Source organism: Paenibacillus sp. GM2FR (genome assembly GCF_002803325.1).
In the GTDB taxonomy this organism is placed as follows: Bacteria; Bacillota; Bacilli; order Paenibacillales; family Paenibacillaceae; genus Paenibacillus_AQ; species Paenibacillus_AQ lautus.
In genome coordinates, this window is record NZ_MKZM01000008.1 from 2043863 (window position 1) to 2064779 (window position 20917).

The window sequence follows — 20917 nt, forward strand, 5'->3', positions numbered from 1 at the left end:
ACTACCGCACCTCCCCTGTTAATATGGGCAAATTGAACTCCTTCCGCTTGATCTCGATTTCATCGTTAATGTACAGAATATAATCGGATAAGGCTTCTCGCGGATTTTCGCTGGCATTCACCACTTTTCTAAACGCATTGTCCAAATGCCTGCCCGTGAAATATCCTCCTGGCACTTGCGGAATGCCTCGCACCCATCTCCATTGGTTATTCAAATTCCGGTAATCCTTCACCGGCCATGGCAGCTCCTCCAGCGCTTCGATGTTGGCCGTCGGATAGCGGGCCGCCTCACCCATCAAGCCTTCCATCTCTCGTCCATACGCAATTTGCGTATCCTTGCCGGTCCACCACTTCAGAAATTCCCAAGCGGCCTCTTTGCTCTTCGAATTCTGAAGCAGCATGACGGCGGTCGTATGGCTGGCAACCTCGTGGTTTACGGTGCCGTCCCCGCGTTCAGTGCCCGGCACGATCGTGAAATCCCACAGTCCCTTAATCTCGGGGGCCATAACCGTCAGCATGTTGTACGTCGTGTAATCCGCAATCCCGATCGGCATCTCTCCGGTCCGGAAACGATTCGGAAAATCCGCTTGAAGCGGGAACTTGTAGCTGGTATAGAACTGCGTCCACTTCTTGAAGGCTTCCATGGAGATGTCGGAATCGAGCGCGCTCTTCGTATCGTTATCGCGGTAGAACTGCCCGCCGTTCTGGTACAGCAGCATCGCGAACGTAGCATTCGGGACCAGGCTTGCATTAGTGGCTTCCAGCGGCAAATAAAATTCCATGTTGTGCTTCTGAAGCACGGAAATCATGTCATAGATTTCTTGCCAGGTCGCGGGCGGCTTTAAACCAAGTTCCTCCAAAATATCTTTCCGATAGAACAACATCGGGAAGGTTTGCTGCTCAGGCAAGGCGTATACTCCGCCGTTATACTTATAAGGCTCCAGCCCGCTGTCGCGAAACCGGGTAACCACCTGCTCGAAATCATCGAATTTCGTCAAATCGGCCGCAGCGCCCCTCATCGCGTAGTTGACCGGCACATCCTCGCCGATTTGCATCGCGACATCCGGACCCTCTCCGGCAAGCGTAGCTGGCAGAAGGATATTTCCCGGAACAAGCCGGAGATGCACCGGAATGCCCGATTCAGGCGTAAACGTGTCGTCGATCAATGCTTTCAGTACTTGGGCCTGATCGCGTCCGGTCGTTACCCAAACGGTAAAGGCGTCTTCTTCATCGCCGGCGTTGCCGATCGTGTCATAGTCTTCCGTGTATGAAGCCACGTAAGCGCCTAACTCATGGCCCGTTATTTCGAGAAACGACGCGTCCGGTTTGGGCAGCTTGCGATCCGGCGAGTGAATGATAAGGTAATCGAGCGAGATGGGCTGCTCTTTAATCTGCAGCATCCAGGTTCCCAGACCGCCTACGTTCACTTTATACGTATCCAAGCGCTTCGCGACGGTTTCGGGATTTTCGGCAAGCTCGTTCAGCTGGTGCACCATCGAATGCAGGACAGCTACCTTGTCGCTGCGCTCGCCCGTAGCCTCTTCCAGGTAATCGGCCACGCTCTGAATGATTTCGGCCTGCTCGGCGAACACCTCCACCATATCCGGAATCCGCTTCTCCAATTGATAATCGCGGAACGGATCCGGCGTATTGGAGGTGATCATCAATATTTTCCGGTACATTTCATTCAGTTCCAGCACGCTGGATTCAATCGTCTGCAAGAGCGGTGCGATCTCGCCAAGAGACACCATCATTCGGACCCGGTGCGTGCCTTTGGTGAAATGGAATAGATAAGGCTCTTCCTCGCCCAGCACATTCATCTGCCAATCGCGGTCGTAATGAAAGCGGATTCGTTTCATTTCCTGAAAAGGAAACTCCCCGTCAATCATAAGGCTGCGGGTGGCGAAGACGCCGCGGAGCTGGTCCTGCTTTTGCTTTAAGGCGATTTGGTATAATCCGTCTTCTTCCACCTCGAACTCCCATTCGATCCATTGCCCCGGCAGCTTCCAGTTGACGCCTCCGATGGTGTTGACTCTGATTTTGGAAACGTCGTAAGGCACCACGGTCGGGCTGGATCTGTCGGATGTTGGATACAAGGTCGGCGACGATTTCCGCTTGGCGTCCTCCGCTTGGATCAGAATGTACTGATCCCGGCTCGGTTTCAAGCCCTCGGACTCATATTCATTCGCCAGTTCCTCGTACGTTCTCAAGGCATGATCCTGGTAGAGCTCGATATAATCAATGGCCATCGGCTCCCGCAAGGACGTTAGCGTAAGCTTTTGCTTGCCCTTGTCAAAATAAAAGGAATACGGCTCATCATAATAGCCATACCGATCGGAGAGCGGCGCAAGCTGCCATGAAGGCTTTTCGACCTGCCTTGGCCGCAGATCGTTTCCCCGGTTATCCTGCCTGATTTCTTCGTCCCGATTTCCCCATACCCTGTCGAATAACACGATATCCGCACCTTTGAAAGGCACCTCGTCATTGATAGAGAACTGTCTTTCGATCGCCGAACTCTTACCTTCAATAGGATAATATCGGATCCGTATATGGTATAAGCCCGGTTCTTCCACGTTCACGTCCCATGTGATGGAACCTACCTCTGGCGTGATCACGGATTTGCCTTCGGAACCGTGTAATTTCTCCGCGATCTCGAATCCCTTCCCAGCGGTTGATACAAAAGACTCGCCTTCGATGCGGACAATGCGGTCCGGACGATTTGCCGATGCATGGGCGTCTAAATACTGGCTGTACCCGTCCTGCCCTTCCGTTTCCATGATCGCTTCAAAGTCGGCGGTCGCTTGAACGGTGCCTTGGTTTGTCGATTTCGAAGGGTAGAAGGCCCATAGAGACAAAAAAAATAGGACGATGACAAGTATGGCGCTGCCGAAACGCTTGTTCCTGGTGTTCAATTTCTCTCCCTCCCACACGGTTAATCCATCCAATGACCGCCCCTGCCGCAGCAATGAGCTCCGCAGGGACGATCGGTCTTCGGCTAATATTCAAGGTCAAGGACCATATACTTCGTCGATGGCCGCTTGAAACGTTGACTTATACTTCTCAACAACGGTGGAAACGGATATCCCTTCATTCAGCTCCCCGACGAAATCGTAGTACTTCAAATTCGGGAATGTATTGTGGTCAAGAATCATCATGTTTGGCGCCACCATTTTGGCGTTATTCAAGTCGTCTTCATTCGAGAATATCGTTTCGTATGAGCCTTGGTCCGGATAATCGTATACGGAATCAATGTCGTTGATTTTCTCCCAGATATACAGCAACTGTTCCGGATTTTCGACTGCTTTCGGAATGGTAAGCGCCTGGAAGAGTGCTTCGGCAGAGTGGTATTCCGTTGCGTTCGGCCCTTTTGGAAAAGGTACGAAACCGATGTCGTAATCCGGCATATCCGTCTGCAAGCCGCTCATCTCATAGAGGGCACCGGCGTACATTAATGTATTGCCTTGACGAAAAAATTGCCCTGGCTCCGTCCAGTCGCCGCCCTCGGTCGGTCTTGCTATTTTCTCGATGGCAATACGAGAAATGAATTGAAGTGCATCCAATGTTGCAGGATCATCGAGATTTTGCTTATCTTCTTTGGTCAGCCCCGTATTGTTGGAATACAAGGCATGGTCCATGAGCGAGGAGTTTGCTAGCCCCCAAGTGTCCAGCTTGCCATCGTTGTTCGTATCTTTGTTGGCTTCCTTAGCCACTTGGATGAATGTTTCCCAGTTCCAGTTATCTTCGTTCACGTACTCTTGAAGCGGCTTTAAGCCAAGCTGGTTCATAAGTGTACGATTGTAAAAGATGCCTTGAACCAGATTTGCTTGGTTTTCGGTAAATCCGTACCCCCTGCCTTTATACGTGTAGTATTCCTTCGTAACCTTTTGATTAAAGGCGATGGGGTTTTGGGTGTATTCGTCGATCGGCCAAAGCAGATCCTGTTTAACCAAGGTAGGCACCGTATAGGTTTTGCCAAGTCGAACGATATCGCCGATCGGCTCACCGGCTATCAGGGAAGCGGTAACTTTCTCTTGGTACTCGCCATAATCGATCGCCACGTACTCCACTTTAAAATTATGCTTTTTCATCAGGTCTTCAAGGTTCTTCTTGCGCTCGATATTGTCCGGGGTATCCTCCGGAATCGTCATATCCCACCAAGAGACGATTTTGATGGTCTTGCCGCCTAAATCAAAATCCATATCCGGCGTTCTGTAGACTTCTTCCTCGCCGCTGTTTTCGGTCTCGTCCGTACCCTTCGACGTCTCGTTTTCAGTGCCGCTATTCGTCTCCGATTCCACGGTTTCTTGGTTGCCGCTGCTTGGGCTGCCTGAGCCTCCGCTGCAGGCTGCAAGCAGCAGCGCCAATCCTAATAACAGAACCATTAATTTGCGAACACGCATCTTTAATCCCCCTCAACGATTGATGTTTGGTCCATATTCATCCAAAGTTTAGCGCTTACATTTCCATGCAACAACCTGGGGAAATCGGGATGTTCAACCTGTGAAACGCTAGAAGGCCGCCTCCTGCAACGGCTTGTCCGCCGATCTTTTTCAACTAAAGCTTTGCAAGAAGTAAAGAATGGTTAGCGATGCAAAGAAAAGCACATTGTGGAAAAGGGACTCCGGACAACATAATGTAAGCCTAAACATTTTTGATTGATATTCCGCTTTTCGCAATATACGGGGAGGGAGTCATCATGTCTAAGTTACTGTATATCAATCTGGGCTGCTGCTCCGATGACATGCTTCGCCTGCAGGATTGGGGCAAATGTGGGATGAACATGGAAATCTGTGATGATGATTCTGAGGCATCGCTGCATCTGATTGAGGAGAACGGCTATTCACTGGCGGTTATCAACATGAACGGCAGCCCCAAGAAAGGGCTGGAGCTGTGCGGTCGGATCCGGGGGATAAGCCGATTGCCCATCATTGTTATCGAGGATACCATGGAATTTGCCTTCATCCGCAAAGCGCTGCAGCTGCAGGTAAGCGATTACGTACCGAGCACGTTGCCGGCTGAGGAACTGGTGAAGAGCGTAGCTGCTGTTAACGCGAACCAACGCCGCACTGAGGATGACGTAATTCACAGAGTCAAGGAATATGTGGGGAAAAAGCTGCACGAAAATATTACGCTCAAAGACATTTCGAGCAAATTCCATTTCAACCGCTCCTATCTTGGTCAAAAGTTCAAGAACCATGAAAATATGAGTTTTAACGAATATTTGCTCATCCAGCGCATGGAAAGAGCGAAAATATTGCTGGAGCAAACGGATCTCAAGGTTTACGAAATTGCGTATGAGGTGGGCTATACGGAAATCGACTGGTTCTATAAGCGATTTAAATCCTATACCGGCGTAAGCGCGAACGAATATCGGAAGATGGTCGCCTCCTAATAGTTTTAAGGGAACGCGTCAACTCTCCCAGACTTTGGAGAACTCGCAGCAAGTTTTACAGGCCTATATCGACATTCGAAGCCAAACGGACCTCAAGCTCAATTCCATGGTTTACGATGAGTATGCACCAGCCTTACAGCTCCCTCGTTTTTCAGACGGTTGGGAACCGCCTTCGGCGCCGACTCTGCGATGGATTTTCCATCATGTTTTCGATCATGAATCGTACCATGTCGGTCAAATCGGCGTCATCGCACGTCTGAACGACTTTCCCGGCCCCCTCTTCTGAACGTAAAGATCAACTAATCCGCTCTCTGCTGTCATCTGATTTCTCATCAGGGAAAATAACATGTCAGCAGTTCACTTCAGCTTTTCCATACTTTCAAGTTCCGGAAGTCCCGCTTCCGGACGTTTCTCGATGATCTATTGTACATTCAATGACAAGAACCACAACGGAAATGGCAAGCAATAACCAAATGTTCATTCCATTCCTCCACTCATCCAGGGTTTAAGTGATCTGCGACAAATTCAATCGGCTCGTCTGCCGCCCTCGATGTAATCATAAATATAAAAAGCCGCATTCAGCGGCTGCTTATATTACTATGTTTTTGTTACCCGACACTTAATAACATAAATGACATGAACATGATAATCGAAATATACCGTAGTCGCGATTCCCCATGGTGGAGTGGTTTTCCTCTCGTTACCGGACACTGCTTCTTTGCCAGCCACACTATGATCGGAACTCTACAGCTTAGACCGCCTCGGCCTCCGCTAATGCGGTTAGCAAATGCAGGTCTTTTTCTTGCTGCCGATTCGGCCCATCGCCTCGATCTTGCCGATATATTCCGTTGCAAGCGGGACTTTGCATGCCGTATTGCCGACATCCACCTGCACTTTGCCGACCTCCTCTGCGACAGCCTTCGCTTCCTCCGTTAATGCCTCGACGTATGCGCCGACCGAAATAACGAAAGTATTCATAACATATCGGACCCAGTTGCGCTCGCCGTGGATGGTGTCGCGCACTCTAAACAAATAACTGCGTATCTCCTCCATGTCGAGCGCTTCGTCTGGCGCAACCGATACATAATTAGCATAAGTGCTCCATCCGCTCACAGCGACCAGTTCCTCCGGCGAATCAATCCACTCCACCGCCAGGTCATGCGCATACGGACTTTCTGCGGCCACTCTCGCTACCGTATACTCGGCTGGCGAATGCCAATTGGCTCCCTCCACCCAATGCTGCAACTGTTCTTTGGTGATCGTCTTCGGATTGATGCTGAGCCCCGCCAGGTACATCGCATCATAGTTGCCGGAATCATACAACTGCAGAGCGAGTGCTTGGTCTTTTTTCACATGCTTAACGAGCCTCTTCATGTCCCCGATTTTGACGCCAAAGAACGGCTCTTTCGCACCATGGCGAATATAAGTGCTTTTCGTCTGCTCACTGCCCATGCCAGCCAATGCTTCCATGATTTCTTCATAGGTCATCTATTATTCACGCTCCTAAACCTATATTAAATCTTCGAGAGGTTCGTTGTCATCATTTTGACTACTATGACCCGAATCTCGCCTTGCAGCCCCCTTGCGATTTGAAATTTTCCTGAAATTTTAACAACTTGTGGTGATACCAGCAAAGCTGACACCACCTGCAGCGTGGATCAATAAGAATGATAACATTGGTGATATCGAAAAACAGACCGATTCAATATAGATATCGGTCTGTTTTGACGCAGGAAGAAAGAACGTTATAGCTTCTTGTAACTTAATCCTGATTTACTTAAAACCACTAGAGTCTACGGAAGTACCGAAGGCAACTTGCAAGTAACGCATCAAAAACAGTGATAAATACTCTGCCACCCTTGGCAATCAGGACCAAGACCAATGGCGGAAGCGTCCGACGGTTCGGCGGCTGAAGTGGGTTGATATCCGACGTACCATGCGCGGGTTCGGTATCAGTCTTCGATAGCCTGATAGACCATGGTCCAGAAGTCGTGGATAAGATGCGCCGAATCCGGAGTGGACATCCCGACCTGGGTGAGCAGGATTCCGATGAGCTGTTTGTCCGGGTCGGCGTATGCCGAGGTACCGCTCCCGCCGTCCCAGCCGAACTGGCCGATGGACGCGTAGTCACCGCGGTAGGTGCGTACGGCCATCCCGAAGCCCCAGCCGCCGTGCTGCCCTTGGCCATGCGACAAATGGACATTGTTTTTGGCCAGGTCGTCCCGGAATGCTTGTTGCTCGGGCGTAAGACGGTTCGTTGTCATCAACTGGACGGCGGGCCGGGACAGGATCCGTTCGGTCCCGTGCATCCCTTGGTTCAGTAGCATACGTAAAAACGCGTGGTAATCGTCAACGGTTGAGAGCAACCCACCACCTCCGGCTTGAAATGCCGGAGGCTTACTGTAGCGTCCGCCTGCCGCTTCGTCCCACACGATGAACTCTCCGGTCTGCGGATCAGGGACGTAGGCAGGCGGCAGCCGATCAATCTTGCCTTCGGGCACGTAGAAGCCGGTATCCTTCATCCCCAGCGGTTCAAAGATGCGTTCGCGCAGGAACGTCTCGAATGTCTGACCCGTGACCCTGGCAACGAGTACGCCGAGCACTTCGTTGCTCATGTGGTACTGCCACCGCTCTCCGGGCTGGTAGCATAGCGGGAGCGTACCCAGGCGGCGCATCCATTCATCCGGCTCAGGCATCTCCTGCCCTGGCGTATCAAATAATCCATTCTCGAAGATCGCGTTTTGGATCGGTGAGCCCATTAGCGTCATATCCACTCCGAGTCCGAACGTAGAAGTCAACAGGTCCCGCACGGTGATCGGCCGTCGCGCAGGCACCGTGTCGACCAGCGGGCCGTCGGGTCGTTTCAGCACTTGCCGGTTGGCAAGTTCGGGCAGCCATGTGTCTACTGGGTCGTCGAGATGCAGCTTACACTCATCGAGCAGGATCATCACCGGGGCGGCCCCGACCATCTTGGAAGTGGACGCCATCCGGAATATCGTATCCTGGCGCATCGGCGCGCCACCGTCATGGCGCATCGTGCCGATCGCTTCGACGTGCGTCTCCCCGTTCCGGCTGACTAGGGCGACGAGCCCTGGAATCTTCCCGGAATCGACATGTTTTGCCAGCACGTCGCGCATTCTGCGCAGCCCTGTTTCGGAGAAGCCTCCACTCTTTTGTTCCATCATCTTTATCATTAAGTTTCCCTCACTTTACTTTTTTTTCAGTCCTATTGTTTAAACTCCAAAATCTCTCCTTGCTTATCGCTTTCCTGCAAGCTTGGCATCGGATCCCCTTCCTTAAATGACCGTAACTTTTGACAAATCAGCATCCATGCCTTTCAGTAGAGCAAAGGTTAATTTATCCATCGTTGCACCGTCAAAGCAGATGGTTTTGATCATACGATAGTACTTTTTAGTCAATGTAAACCCCGGATGGAAAGAAACATGATGAAGAGTAGCGCCCTTGAACGAAACGTCGGTTAACGCAGCTTTCTCAAACTTGACGCCGATAAACGTCTGTCCGTCCAAACGTTTCCCGCTCAGATCGGAGTCCTTGAAGTCAACCCCATCAAATAAGCAATCTTCAAACATCGTGTTTCTAAGATCGGTCATCGTTAACGTGACGTCGGTCAGTCTTACTCCTGTGAATTTGGCTCCGTGAAGCTCAGACTTGCTGAAATTCGTTCGTACCAGGATCATCTTATTGAAGCTTGCATTTTTTAACAAGCTTATGAACTGGATCACCCATTCATACCAACCGTTGGTATGAATGGGCTGAAAAATAAGCTGCCTTTCGGCAGTTAGTTTTCTTTGATGATTTCTCTAGCTGACACACGAAATAGCTCCTCGTATCGTTGATACATTTGCTCATCGAATAGGTCAAGCCCCAAGCCTTTCAACATTTCATCGAAGAATCTTACCTTGCGCAACATCATCTCGGGCGAAGCCTGGATGACCTCCGGGTTTAGCCACAGGTTGGTGAGAATGACCAAAGCTTCGCTAAGTTCCCTTGGATAGTCGGTTCGGATCGAGCCGTCACGCATACCCTGTTCGATGATGGGTTGGATATAGACGGGTACGGCTTTTTCGATGATGTTCTCGATCTGCGCCGCCAACAGCTTCGGATTGCGTAAGAGATTCGGCCCGACCGATGCCAGTTCGTTGCGGGCAGCATTGTCGAGGGAGACTTGGGAAATCTTGCGGAGCTTCTCCAAGCCGTTCAGCCCATTGTCATCCCGGATGCCGGACAGCACCTCGTCAACGCCTTTGAACACATGATCGATAACGCCCTGCCAGATCTCTTCCTTCGACTTGAAGTGATGGTAGATAGCCCCTTTTGTCAACCCGCCCAGCTCATTGATGATATCCTGAATGGAGGTCTGCTCGTATCCTTTTTGCATGAACAGATTAAAAGCCACGGTAAGGATTTGGTTGATTGTTTCTTCCGGATATTTATTTCTTGCCATTTGCCCCCTCTTTTCATACATTCGGTTGGTATGTAACAAATATATCCAATCATTTTTTTGATGTCAACCCCTTTTCTAAAAATAAACAGCAGATGCTCGACTAACCAGCTGAAACGTCTCATGAAACCAAGGCATGAGTACATCCAACAATGCAATAGAGATGGTTACGTCTGTTTTTTTGACTTAGGTTTCGTGAGTTCAAAGCTATGATGCACCATTTCGAAAATATCATCCTCTTCCATGTTACGATCTAAAATAATGGTATTCCAGTGCGTTTTGTTCATGTGATACCCAGGCTTAACATCTTCATAAATGTTGCGTAGGAAATCGGCTTTGTTCGGTTCACACTTGACGTTAAGGCAAAGATGTCCATCGAGGTTAAAAATCATTGCAAATATCTTCTTGTTTTTCTTGTGACGTAAAACAGTCCATTTATCATCAAACGGTTTGTCTTTATAAACATCGGGGTAGGTTAAGCAATAGGAGATTATTTCCTCCTCCATCATTTTATTTTCCTCCTTGCTAAGAATAAATGTCTTTCTTATATAGAATGGGTATCACTTGAGTTTCCGTTCTTCCTTCCATAAAATAAATATAAGTTGAATCCCTATGATGATAGACACTCAACTTATACTAATTCTATCTTCTTACCGGAGGAATCATGAAACTAGTTGCTTTTTTTCCTTATCGAAATGATGTGAGGAAGATCCTGATCCCTTATTTAAACCAATTGACGGAAGAACAGTGGTATGCAACGCATCCCGCCCATCCCAACTCTATCGCCTGGATCGTTGAGCACATCGCACGTAGTGAAGACGAATGGATTAACGTCATTAGTTTTAAGGGAACGTGTCAACTCTCCAAGACTATGGATCATCCGCAGCAAATTTTACAGGCCTATATCGACATTCGGAACCAAACAGACCTCAAGCTCAATTCCATGATTTACGATGAGTATGCACCAGCCATACAGCTCCCTCGTTTTTCAGACGGTTGGGAACCGCCTTCGGCGCCGACACTGCGATGGATTTTCCATCATGTTTTCGATCATGAGTCCTATCACGTCGGTCAAATCGGCGTCATCGCTCGTCTGAACGGATTCCCCGGCCCCCTCTTCTGAACGTAAAGATCAATTTCGTTTGTTAACGGTAAAGCCGGTTGTTATCCAAAGTCGAACGAATTAAGCTACCGGAGCTATAGCCCAAGAGTTTGATCATTTAGTTGGCTAGAACAAGCAGTGGGTACTGTGTCATCGTTCAGAGATATTTACGAATCAAGAAATTTTTTTGCGGCAGCCAAGAAAGCTGGTAAATTATCATCATGCACAAAGTGCCCGGCATCCTGTATCATCACCAATTCACAATTCGGAATAAGCTCAGAAACTTCGCGTAATTTGTTATGAGGAATGTGACTGGAGCCTCCGCCTATAATAAGAGTAGGCATGATAATGTCATTAAGACGCAACCACCAATCGGGATTGGGTTCATTAAGTTGCCGTAAAATCGAAGGCACTACTTGCCAATCAAACGGCAGGGGATCAGAAGGTTTGGCAGGAACTTGGATCGGCTTATCCGCAAAAGGAGGCGGAGTGTCTTCAACGATCAACCGTTCTATCCTCGACGGATAGAATTCCGAGAAAAGATAAGATACGGTTCCCCCCATGGAATGGCCAAGAAGCGTAAATCGTTCCAAATTCATGGCGTTTGCAAAATGAAACAAGTCATCGCACATCAGTTCAAAAGAGTAAGTACCTATTCTTGCACTCCCCCCGTGACCCCGCTGATCTAAAGCTAAAACGCGGAATTTGTCTCCTAATGCAAAAGCGACTTGATCCCATGATTCTGCGCTTGTTCCAAGCGCGTGAAGTGCAACAAGCGGCGGTGCAGAAGGCTCCCCACTCTCGCGATATTGAAAAGTGTGTCCATTCAATTCAATTTGCTTCACACGTGTTTCCATCTTCGCCTCATCTCCTAATTTGAGATTTGCCCCTTTTAAACGGTAGACTAGATACAAACTCCCTTCTAATCTGCTTCTTTAGGAAACTGTAGATAAGTAGAAATGTAAATAGAACCGATAGAATTCGGGTTTTTTGTTGATATTATCCATGGGACCATTGACTACAAGTTCAAGCTGTTTACTAGGTGTATCTAAGGTGAGTGCTTCTTCCATGACAACAGGATCATCAGTGCAAGTAATCTCAAAATGTAAAAACAATGCAAACGCTCCATTTTCTACTGTTTTTTTAGTATTAGTTTATTATTGAGTGAACATTTAGTCAATATAAAATAAAAACTGGAATCGCGCCAGACATTAGATAATCATCCGAAAGCGTTTTTAACGGAATATTGTACAACCACCAATTTAAAAAATGCTTGTTTGGCCGGCTGCCTTCTTGTTTTTATTGAACTAACGTTACCCGTTTCAATGATCCCTCATACCGAAACAAAGACGTATTTATCCCTTTATTGATGATCCAACGTTCTGTCTGTCTTCATCATTCAGGAGGTTTTTCGTACCGCGAACCACAATTCAACATAATTAAGGCCATCTCTGCCTCCATAGACTTCGAATTCCATCCCATCGACCTGTTCGTAACCTGCTGTTGGAAGCCATTCTGAATAAAAGCGGTGGTATAACGACTCAATGGAATCATTAAATTGATCCCATGTAAACAGTTCGGATGGGAATATAGCCCACGTGTGTGAAGGGATCGTGATTTCCGAATATCCTTCCGTTTTACTGGAATCGCTCTTAAATGAACACAGCATATACGGAAACGTATCCGTTTCGGTTTTTCGATAGCTGCACACTGCATGCACTTTATACAAATCCTTACTGAGATATACAGGCAATTCACCCGCATTGGTAGCGAGTCTCTCTACCTCCCCATTGGCATGGCATTGTTGCCATAATCCCCCCGGTGTAGTCGGTCCATCGCCATCTCCGCTTGTTTGAAACACTCTTTCAATACCAAATACTTGGAAAGATTCCTTGGTTTCGATCCGATAATTCATCGCCTCAACCCCTTTGATTGAAATAAGAAAGGAAAGCCGTGGATATGCTTTCAACGCGACGCTTTCTTGACGAGCCGTAGTTGGATTGACACCATGCATCGATTGAAAAGCTCTCGCGAAAGAAACCGGTGAATCATAACCGTACTTAATGGCAATATCAATCACTTTCGTATCGCTATTCAACAAATCAATCGCCGCAAGAGTAAGCCGTCTGCGTCGTATATATTCCGCCAGTGTAACATCCGTAATGAAGGAGAACATTCTTTGAAACTGATAACACGAACAGCAAGCTTGTCTTGCTATCTCCGTCAGGTCGATTTCTCCGGATATATTCATTTCGATATAATCCAATGCCCGATTCATCCTCGTAAGCCAATCCATTTCTTTCCCTCCTCTCCATCGAAGTATAGAGTAACAGCGACTTTGTATCGCAACTTTTTATGCACAAGTAAGTTGGCATTATTTCCTCTACATGATTCGGCAGGGACGGATTTAACTCCTTTATTAATCAAAACTGCCCATAAGCTTAATAAAATGGCTGTTGAATTCTAATTAGATATGTACCGAATCAGTAATCGGACCAACTTGATGTCCATTACGGTAATAGGCACAAGTTCTTCTCCTTGGCTCGGGACAAAAACTTGTACCGATAAAACAAAAAAGCCGCTAAATTAGCGACTTTCAATGGGACCATTTTTCAGATCCCTCGACATGGACAATGGGACAACGTTTTTGCCCTCCGTCAATTCCATGTGGTAAATCCCCCCTAGATTTAGGCAATTATTTCAACCGGCCTCCCTTTTTATTACTTTCCTCCAACATGAAACACACCAATTACAGTTTCACCATCAACATCAAACAGCGGAATATCGTGACCATCTGGTGATCTTCTGTTCTGTATTGCAATGGCTTCCTCGGGTGATTTTGGCAGCTCGCCGTCTAAGTCTTTTTTTAGCACATATCCTGCAGTGCCATCCACACCTATAGCACTAATTAATTCAGGTTCCGTTTTTGGAGAAGTTGCATCTGAGCTAGAACCGTATGTCTGTCCGTTTTTATTTTTAGGATAGTTCATATGCTTATCGCTAATATGAAAAGAACCAATTATGGTTTTCCCATAAACATCATACAGTGGGACGTCACCAGGTTCACCGAGATAATCTTTTTTCAGCAAATACCCTTTAATGCCATTCACACTTCCCGCTTGGATTAAATCAGGTAGCATTTCAACGGAGGTGGTTTCTTCAGCAGAACCGTATGTCTGTCCATATTCATTTTCAGGATAGTTAGGAGAATTTGTGTGGCTTTGACTAGTCGTACTTTTAGCATATGTGTTTTGGAATACCATTACACCTCCTACTAAACAAACTATAAAAACCACACTAATCAATATTCTATTGCTTTTAGAATACATCCTCACATTTTCGCTCCTTTCTCACTCTTCACACTGTAACCGTTCGTCCCGTCATTTCACTTCTTATACTATACCATATAATGGAAGTTGCGCAAATCTGCCCATTAGCTTAATGAAATATCTGTCGAATTACAAAAAAAGCCGCTAAAAATAGCGACTTTCTTTGGGACCATGTTTTTGTCCTCGAGAATTAATCTCCCTTTACTTCATTATCGTTCGGAATTAATTCATACAAGGCACGAACATCACAACCGATGGAATCGGCGATCGATATGGCCATTTTGAGTGGCATCACTCTTTTGTTTTCAATAAAGTCGTAAACCCGCTCCGGTTTGAAACGCAAGTCTTTTGCCAGCCATTCCGCTGACTTTCCGGATTCCATCAATCGTTCATTCAGTAAGCAACGTCCTAGTTCAAATTTCAAGCAGCGATGACCTCCCGCATAAGATAATCTTTAACCTTAAGCGTTGTCCATTGCCAGCATGGATATACTTTATAAAGGGCCCATAACGATGAAGTTCCCCATGCGTCTGTCCAATATGTTGGGCGAGTTCCAACGCCGGGCTATCGTCTCCCGTTAGTTTATTGATCCATTCTTTGAAAAAGGAGACAAGTCTATAAGATTTTTACGGCGTCGGCGGCAAAACTACGGCTCCATTCGCCTTGCCGTCAAGGCCAAGAACTTCGATTTCATCAAGGAAGACCCAGACGTTGACCGGGAATTCGACCTTGACGTAGCGGGCGTACACTTTATCGGCTCCCGCTTTTCCCGGTACGCCGTCTGCTGACCCGCTCCATTTCACGAATTCGGCAGAGACAGCATCATGTGCCGGTGGTGGGGAAACGGTTGCCAGTGTACTCCAGGTTTGGCCGTTCGTTGAAACGGAAAAATCGACGTTCTGAGGGAAATAGATGCCGGGTCCTTGATCCTGAAGAAAATGGGCTCTGATGGATCCGATCGATTTGTTGCGGCCCAAATCCAATGTGATGGTGCGGCTTCGTTCCTCAGGGAAAGCGCTTCCCGCATGACCCTGCCACTGCTCGTTGCCGAAATCCGTTCCGCCGAATAGGCCGTTCGTCAGTTCATTTCCGGAATCGGGATAGTTGCTGTTCGGCGGTTGCGAAATGGTATAGCTTAGACCTTGAGCCAGATTGCTGAGGCCCCAGTCGTCAGACCAAGTTTCCATGAGAACTTGGGCATAGGTATCAAGCACCGTTGCTGCCGGTGCCGAAATCAACCCTTGCGCTTGCACGGCAGGGTCGTGAATGTGTGCGAGGAAATCCTGCATATACGATACGGCGTCCTTCGGCTTGTTTTGCTCCAGAAGCTGCTTGATGTTCTGCAAACGATACAACAACTCATTGCCAAAAACCGAAACGATCTCGCTCGATGCGACATAACTCCGTACCAGCTCCTCCATTGTCTCCGGCGTCGGGCTGCTGTCAATCGTGTACGTTCCGTTTAAGAACTGGTACAGCCAGTCATACATTAAACGCAAGCTTGGATCCTTGCTTACCCCTATGTTATAAACGGCATTATTGCCTTGGTAATACGCTCTAAATCCATTTTGCATCAAGCCGGTTTCAACACCGCTGTTCAAGTATTCAATATAACGATCGCGGAATACGCCGTCCGTCAGCATCCGGTCATCGAACTCAAGCTCGATCGACATCCCATATTGCTTGGCCAGGTTCGCGGCATCCTCCAAACGGTCGGAATCCATTTCGCCGAAGAAATAGTTAGGCTGTAGCGCCACGGCATCAAACCCTACCTCTTTCCACATAAAGCTTTTATAAGCCAAAGAGTGAGGAATCCAGAAAAATTTCAAGTTCATGTCATGAACTTTGCCGCTTACAGCTTTGAGCAAATCCGGACCTGTATCGCTTGTGCTGATTTGTTCTTCCAGCCAATACATGCCAACAAGCTCCAGATTGGAATAGTTCGCCTCCTGCCATCTTTGGCGGACCTGATCGAGCCACCACTGCATCGCTTTTATCCGATTGTCGAGCGCTTTCTCTTTGCCGACAACCGAGTCGTTAAAGCTTTCGGATACCCCGTCACCGTCAATGTCGCCAAAGTCGTTTACGTATTCCCCCGGGTTCGGTATCATGAGTACAACCTTCATCTTATGATCAGGCTGGTGCAGCTTGGCCCCGACTTCCACAGTAGCCTCATTCAGCTGCTGCATATCCCCTGCGGCTGCGAAGGTTTTATCCAAATACCAGTTCCAGTCCTCCAGGATCGTTTGTCCGACGCCGAAGTCACGGCCGGCAGGTGAAGCCAGTCCGAGATATAATATCCCGTCAAAAAGCCAGTCGACAGGCTCGCCATCTTGATTTACATAACTGATATTAGGGATAATCCGTTCTTTGTTCCAATCACCCAAACCATCTGCATATTGTCCGTTATACAGCAGATTCAGGTTCCGGATACCGGCCGTAGCTTCTCCCGGCTCCAAAAAACGAGGCGGTTCGGCAGGAACCTTTACCGCCCCCTGGGCCTTGCCATCCGTCCCTATAATTTCGATTTCGTCAATGTATTCCCATTGCGAAGGATGCATCGTAAAGGTTACTTTAACATAACGGGCATAAGCCAGCTTGCCGTCCGTATTCCCGCCTTTGATACCATCCCGGCTGCCGTCCCATTCAAAGGTTTCCTGTCTTGGCGGCCCTTCCCCCCAGAGCAGCTGGGTGGCGTTATGGGACAGCAGTCCCCAATTTTCTTTATCGTCGGAAACATACATCGAAACGGTTAAAGGAACGAGGATCGAGTTGGCAGGATAGTCTTGGAAGAAGTGAGCCGTAATCTTTCCGATTGACTTTTCCTCACCGAGATCAAAGACGACTTCCCGCGTTTTTCCATACACATGTCCTACCCATGCCGTGTCGTTCATATCCAAGGTACCGTATTTTCCATCCGTAAGCTTGTACCCGCCGTCTGGACGCGACGCTTCTGGCTCCTCGGACCATTCATAAGGGAGACCGGCCGCCAGATTGCGGAATTGTATCTCCTCCACTGCCGAAGATGCACCCCTCTGGTTTGTATTCGGCGCTGAGGATGCTTGTTCCGCTTCCGGTTCCCCGGCATCCGTCGGCTGATCCGGTGCGAATTGTGGATCTCCTGCATCTTGTCCTTCCATCTGCGCTGCAGCTCCCGCCTGCGCAAGAACCACTTTTGGAACAGGCGATATCGCCTGCACCGCGGAAACCGGGGCCATCAGCAATACGGCTGCCAGCAGGGCGGATCCCCATTTCTTATTTGAAATCATCTGGTCAACTCCTTTTTTACTCTCGAGTGTTGTAGGAAATGCCTAAAATCATTACCACATTGTGAAGAATACCTGAATGGATCCCCCCTTTCATGAAATATGGCACAAGCCTCATTTGGAACCGCTTTCAAAAACAAAAATTTCTCATTCCCCATTTCCTTCTTTGCTCGCGAACTTGTGCGGCATCCGGGGTACTCACTTTCCAAGCCCGGACGCCGCGGATGTCCGCCATCATTACGGCGCAGCAAGTGATTCCGTTCAATTTTGCCTATCCCACACACACATCGTTTTGAAGATTTCTACAATTAAACGCCCGCTTCTTCCTTGTGATACATCTCGGTCAGCTTTATGCTTCTGCCTTGCTGTAAACGGGATCGTTCGGAAGCGAAGGCAATCAAATGGCTTTGCAAGGAAGCTGTAGCCGATGTAAGTCCTTGGGACGGATTGCGATCGAACTTATGTACATTTTTGAGGAAGGAGCTCACCATGCGCTCATCGCCTCCGCCGTGGCCGTCTCCCTGCACGCTGCATTTCATTTCAATTTCTTCGCCCGTTGCATAGCGGTACAGCGTAAATGAGCCCTTATCCATGTCGCCGATGATCTCTCCCTGCGTGCCCATAATCTGCACTCGGCGAGTACCGCTCTGGGTTAATCCCGACATAATAAAGTTAGCGTTAGCGCCGCTGGCAAATTCCATATTGACGACCTGATGGTCGACAACATTGTTATCGCAGCGATAGACGCAGCGCCCGAACGGTCCTTCCTTAAGTGCCCGGATAATGCCTTCCTGTGATAAATCGTGCGTCATATAGCGCGCCCAATGATCGGCAGGCTGCTCCAAATACATTTTAATCGCTGAAAAGGCACATTCTCTCTCAGCTTCGCAACCATCAATGCAGCGGTCCGTTGCACCCTCCGGCGCGTTCTCGGCTTTAAAATGAAGCAATGAGCCAAAGGAGCTGACCGCTGTGCACGGCTCATCCATCAGCCAGGAGATGAGGTCCAGGTCATGGCAGGATTTGGCCAAAATCATCGGGCTTGTTTCCTCGGAATTGCGCCAATTACCGCGTACGTAGCTATGAACCATATGGTGATAGCCTACGTTCTCTGTCAGCTGAATGGTGCCGATGGCACCCAGCTCCCCAGCCTCAATGCATTTCTTGATGCCCGACCAGAACGGGGAATAACGAAGCACATGCGTGACCACCAGCAAACGCTTAAACTTAAGGGAAGCCTGCTCCAGTTCTATGCATTCCCGCATATTCGGTGACATCGGTTTCTCCAGCATGACATGGTAGCCCAGCTCCAACGCTTTCAATGTCGGTATATAATGCATCCGATCAAGCGTGCAGATGATCATCACGTCGGCTATTTTTCCCTGCTCGAATGCTTCTTCCCAAGAATGATAAACATGCTCCTCAGCGATTTCATGAATCTCTGCAAAGCGTTGTCTGCGTTCATCATCCGGCTCGGCTACGGCAACAAACTTCAGCTCATTCGGAAATTTTTCCGCATACGGTCCATAGATGTATCTTCCTCTACTGCCTGCGCCTAATAGTACAGCCGTTAATGTTCTCAATGTTAGTCCCCCTTGCATGTACAATTGCATTATAATTTCATTGTAAGGGGTGACTCCGCGCATCAAAATAGATCATTGCTTACATTCCATATACATTTATTGACCTTGCTGCATCGTTTCGGTGCGGGCCGTCCGAAAATCCTGCGGCGTCATATCATTTTGCTTCTTAAAGAAACGGATAAAGGCAAGCGCTGAATTGTAGCCTAGCTTGGCGGCAATTTCATTGACTTTCATGGATGTATTGAGCAACATGTCCTTTGCAATGACATTACGGTAATCATTTACATATTTAGATAGTCCGATTCCCGTTATTTGCTTGTAAAGCCTTGATAAATAGGATGGGTTCAAGCTGACATAATCCCCAATCGCGGTTAGGGATATATCATCCGCAATATGCTCCTCTATATAACGATGCACCTTATTGACGACCTCCGCCGGCAGCTCTGTCCCTCGAATCGCATTCCATTCAAAAAAGCAGTCCGCGATTTGCCAATAGTATGGAATGAGCTCCGTCCATGAAGCGGTCTCCTCCTGGCGGAACAGCATGTCCATATTCATCTGGGTATTCATATAGTCTCGCATATCTTTATTTTTGTGCAAATGTGCCAGGAATACCGCAGATAGGAAATGGTACAACTCCACCTTGCGCTCATAAGGAGTATCCGGATCGTTCCAGATATCTGTCAATTCAACAAACAGATGATTAAACTGCTCGCGGTGATTATTTTCAAGACAGCTCATCAGCAGCTGTACGCGAGCGTGAAAAAAGCTGTCATGATAGCTTTTCGCCTTCTCTTTTTCTTCGGACTTCTGAAGATCTTGATCGGTCATGATGACCTCATGGAACAAGCCATGGCCTTGCATAAGACCGTATTTCATCGCATGAAAACGATCCGACAGCCGATTCCATGGGACAGCCTCGCTGCCAATAAGAAAAGATACGGAGAGGCTTAGCAGCTTTTTGCTGGTTGCCTGTATCGTCTCCAAATTGCCGCTCACATAGCGGTATGCCCGGGTCCATTCCATCGTACAGGTATCCGCCGTTATCTCCGGACTGGCTTTAGGCTGAAAGATCCATACCATTTTGTTCATATCAAATACAACGGAGAAGCAGCGCACATGGGCGGATAAATACTCATCGCCGATATTTTGAAGGGCGTAAGCGAGCAAAGCCTTGTCCGGCGCCGTGAACATTTCCTTCCAGGCATCGATCCGGCCAATCAGTAAATAGACGGGCAGCGATGCGTCGAGCGGAATGTCCATTTCCGCAAAAGCATCCCGAAGCTGCTGTCCCGTCATCGTCTTGCCTTGAAATAAGCCCCAAATATATTCCTTCTGCAAGGAAGGCATCGCTATTCTCATTTTGGACTGGGCACGCAAGATCATTTGAGCCTGTCCCTGCTCCTCTTCAATTTCCTCTATCGCCCGTTCAACGGTATGAATGATCTTCTCGTCGCTTTCCACTTTCAGCAAATAATCAAAGGCGCCAAACGTAAGGGCGTTCTTCGCATAGTGAAAGTCATTGAACCCTGTCAATAAAATAACTTTGCACGCCGGCCACTGCGATTTTATTTCCTGCAGCAGCTCAATGCCCTCGATGCCGGACATCTTAATGTCCGAAATCACAATATCCATCCGGTGATGTGACAGCACCTCAAGCGCCTCTTCGCCGGAATAGGCCTTCATGACTTCAAGCGCCAAATGCTCCGTCTTCTCGAACAACTCCAGAAGACCATCTACAATAATCGGCAGATCATCCACGATTAAAAGCCTGTACATGGCGA

At 48.2% G+C, this 20917-nt stretch carries 15 protein-coding genes and 1 pseudogene; 2 read left to right on the forward strand and 14 right to left on the reverse strand.

Features of this window, described 5'->3' with window-relative positions; translation table 11 throughout:
- Position 1: 1 nt before the first annotated feature.
- Together PAEVO_RS09270 and PAEVO_RS09275 are read right to left on the reverse strand one after the other, a co-directional pair.
- On the reverse strand, positions 2 to 2911 hold the full coding sequence (locus PAEVO_RS09270; protein WP_100537283.1) for an extracellular solute-binding protein: 2910 nt from the start codon (positions 2909 to 2911) through the stop codon (positions 2 to 4).
- A gap of 96 nt (positions 2912 to 3007) precedes the next feature.
- Complete coding sequence (locus PAEVO_RS09275) at positions 3008 to 4399, reverse strand: ABC transporter substrate-binding protein (RefSeq protein ID WP_100537284.1); 1392 nt, start codon at positions 4397 to 4399, stop codon at positions 3008 to 3010.
- A 296-nt stretch (positions 4400 to 4695) separates the two neighbouring features.
- Between PAEVO_RS09275 and PAEVO_RS09280 the strand changes: the two genes are divergently transcribed.
- Positions 4696 to 5391: a helix-turn-helix domain-containing protein gene (locus PAEVO_RS09280; RefSeq protein ID WP_100537285.1), complete on the forward strand. Its 696-nt coding sequence runs from the start codon at positions 4696 to 4698 to the stop codon at positions 5389 to 5391.
- Positions 5392 to 6171: 780 nt separating this feature from the next.
- Here PAEVO_RS09280 and PAEVO_RS09290 read toward each other — a convergent pair.
- From PAEVO_RS09290 to PAEVO_RS09310, 5 genes and pseudogenes are all read right to left on the reverse strand, one after another.
- Entirely contained in the window at positions 6172 to 6879 is a 708-nt protein-coding gene (locus PAEVO_RS09290; protein ID WP_100537286.1) for a DNA alkylation repair protein, read from the reverse strand.
- A 464-nt stretch (positions 6880 to 7343) separates the two neighbouring features.
- The gene (locus PAEVO_RS09295; RefSeq protein ID WP_100539388.1) at positions 7344 to 8573 is read right to left on the reverse strand and encodes a serine hydrolase domain-containing protein; all 1230 of its coding nucleotides are present in this window, start codon (positions 8571 to 8573) and stop codon (positions 7344 to 7346) included.
- A gap of 114 nt (positions 8574 to 8687) precedes the next feature.
- Positions 8688 to 9113, reverse strand: a pseudogene (locus PAEVO_RS09300) (pentapeptide repeat-containing protein); the annotation flags it as partial.
- A gap of 77 nt (positions 9114 to 9190) precedes the next feature.
- On the reverse strand, positions 9191 to 9856 hold the full coding sequence (locus PAEVO_RS09305; protein WP_100537287.1) for a TetR/AcrR family transcriptional regulator: 666 nt from the start codon (positions 9854 to 9856) through the stop codon (positions 9191 to 9193).
- A gap of 164 nt (positions 9857 to 10020) precedes the next feature.
- Positions 10021 to 10362 carry an MmcQ/YjbR family DNA-binding protein gene (locus tag PAEVO_RS09310; protein ID WP_100537288.1) on the reverse strand — a complete coding sequence of 114 codons (342 nt, stop codon included), beginning with the start codon at positions 10360 to 10362 and terminating at the stop codon, positions 10021 to 10023.
- A 155-nt stretch (positions 10363 to 10517) separates the two neighbouring features.
- On the opposite strand from PAEVO_RS09310, the gene PAEVO_RS09315 reads away from it, so the two are divergent.
- Positions 10518 to 10976, forward strand: coding sequence for a DinB family protein (locus PAEVO_RS09315; protein WP_100537289.1), 459 nt, complete (start codon positions 10518 to 10520; stop codon positions 10974 to 10976).
- Between the two features lie 146 nt (positions 10977 to 11122).
- Here the strand turns inward: PAEVO_RS09315 and PAEVO_RS09320 are convergent, their stop codons facing one another.
- The 7 genes from PAEVO_RS09320 to PAEVO_RS09350 all read right to left on the reverse strand — a co-directional run bounded on the left by PAEVO_RS09320 (position 11123) and on the right by PAEVO_RS09350 (position 20912).
- Positions 11123 to 11812 carry an alpha/beta fold hydrolase gene (locus tag PAEVO_RS09320; RefSeq protein WP_100537290.1) on the reverse strand — a complete coding sequence of 230 codons (690 nt, stop codon included), beginning with the start codon at positions 11810 to 11812 and terminating at the stop codon, positions 11123 to 11125.
- A gap of 542 nt (positions 11813 to 12354) precedes the next feature.
- On the reverse strand, positions 12355 to 13251 hold the full coding sequence (locus PAEVO_RS09325) for an AraC family transcriptional regulator (RefSeq protein WP_100537291.1): 897 nt from the start codon (positions 13249 to 13251) through the stop codon (positions 12355 to 12357).
- A gap of 424 nt (positions 13252 to 13675) precedes the next feature.
- Complete coding sequence (locus tag PAEVO_RS09330; protein WP_133120318.1) at positions 13676 to 14284, reverse strand: hypothetical protein; 609 nt, start codon at positions 14282 to 14284, stop codon at positions 13676 to 13678.
- A gap of 190 nt (positions 14285 to 14474) precedes the next feature.
- Complete coding sequence (locus PAEVO_RS09335) at positions 14475 to 14708, reverse strand: transcriptional regulator (RefSeq protein WP_100537293.1); 234 nt, start codon at positions 14706 to 14708, stop codon at positions 14475 to 14477.
- 202 nt (positions 14709 to 14910) lie between these two features.
- Positions 14911 to 17553, reverse strand: a complete 2643-nt coding sequence (locus tag PAEVO_RS09340) for a DUF4855 domain-containing protein (RefSeq protein WP_243390696.1) — start codon at positions 17551 to 17553, stop codon at positions 14911 to 14913.
- A 305-nt stretch (positions 17554 to 17858) separates the two neighbouring features.
- Entirely contained in the window at positions 17859 to 19133 is a 1275-nt protein-coding gene (locus PAEVO_RS09345; RefSeq protein WP_100537294.1) for a Gfo/Idh/MocA family protein, read from the reverse strand.
- A gap of 96 nt (positions 19134 to 19229) precedes the next feature.
- Entirely contained in the window at positions 19230 to 20912 is a 1683-nt protein-coding gene (locus PAEVO_RS09350; RefSeq protein WP_100537295.1) for a response regulator, read from the reverse strand.
- Positions 20913 to 20917: the final 5 nt, after the last annotated feature.

Bases quoted from the DNA above. Each gene is read 5' to 3' on its own strand.
- PAEVO_RS09275 (WP_100537284.1), bottom strand. From the start codon at position 4,399: ATGCGTGTTCGCAAATTAATGGTTCTGTTATTAGGATTGGCGCTGCTG.
- PAEVO_RS09280 (WP_100537285.1), top strand. From the start codon at position 4,696: ATGTCTAAGTTACTGTATATCAATCTGGGCTGCTGCTCCGATGACATG.
- PAEVO_RS09290 (WP_100537286.1), bottom strand. From the start codon at position 6,879: ATGACCTATGAAGAAATCATGGAAGCATTGGCTGGCATGGGCAGTGAG.
- PAEVO_RS09295 (WP_100539388.1), bottom strand. From the start codon at position 8,573: ATGGAACAAAAGAGTGGAGGCTTCTCCGAAACAGGGCTGCGCAGAATG.
- PAEVO_RS09305 (WP_100537287.1), bottom strand. From the start codon at position 9,856: ATGGCAAGAAATAAATATCCGGAAGAAACAATCAACCAAATCCTTACC.
- PAEVO_RS09310 (WP_100537288.1), bottom strand. From the start codon at position 10,362: ATGATGGAGGAGGAAATAATCTCCTATTGCTTAACCTACCCCGATGTT.
- PAEVO_RS09315 (WP_100537289.1), top strand. From the start codon at position 10,518: ATGAAACTAGTTGCTTTTTTTCCTTATCGAAATGATGTGAGGAAGATC.
- PAEVO_RS09320 (WP_100537290.1), bottom strand. From the start codon at position 11,812: ATGGAAACACGTGTGAAGCAAATTGAATTGAATGGACACACTTTTCAA.
- PAEVO_RS09325 (WP_100537291.1), bottom strand. From the start codon at position 13,251: ATGGATTGGCTTACGAGGATGAATCGGGCATTGGATTATATCGAAATG.
- PAEVO_RS09330 (WP_133120318.1), bottom strand. From the start codon at position 14,284: ATGTATTCTAAAAGCAATAGAATATTGATTAGTGTGGTTTTTATAGTT.
- PAEVO_RS09340 (WP_243390696.1), bottom strand. From the start codon at position 17,553: ATGATTTCAAATAAGAAATGGGGATCCGCCCTGCTGGCAGCCGTATTG.
- PAEVO_RS09350 (WP_100537295.1), bottom strand. From the start codon at position 20,912: ATGTACAGGCTTTTAATCGTGGATGATCTGCCGATTATTGTAGATGGT.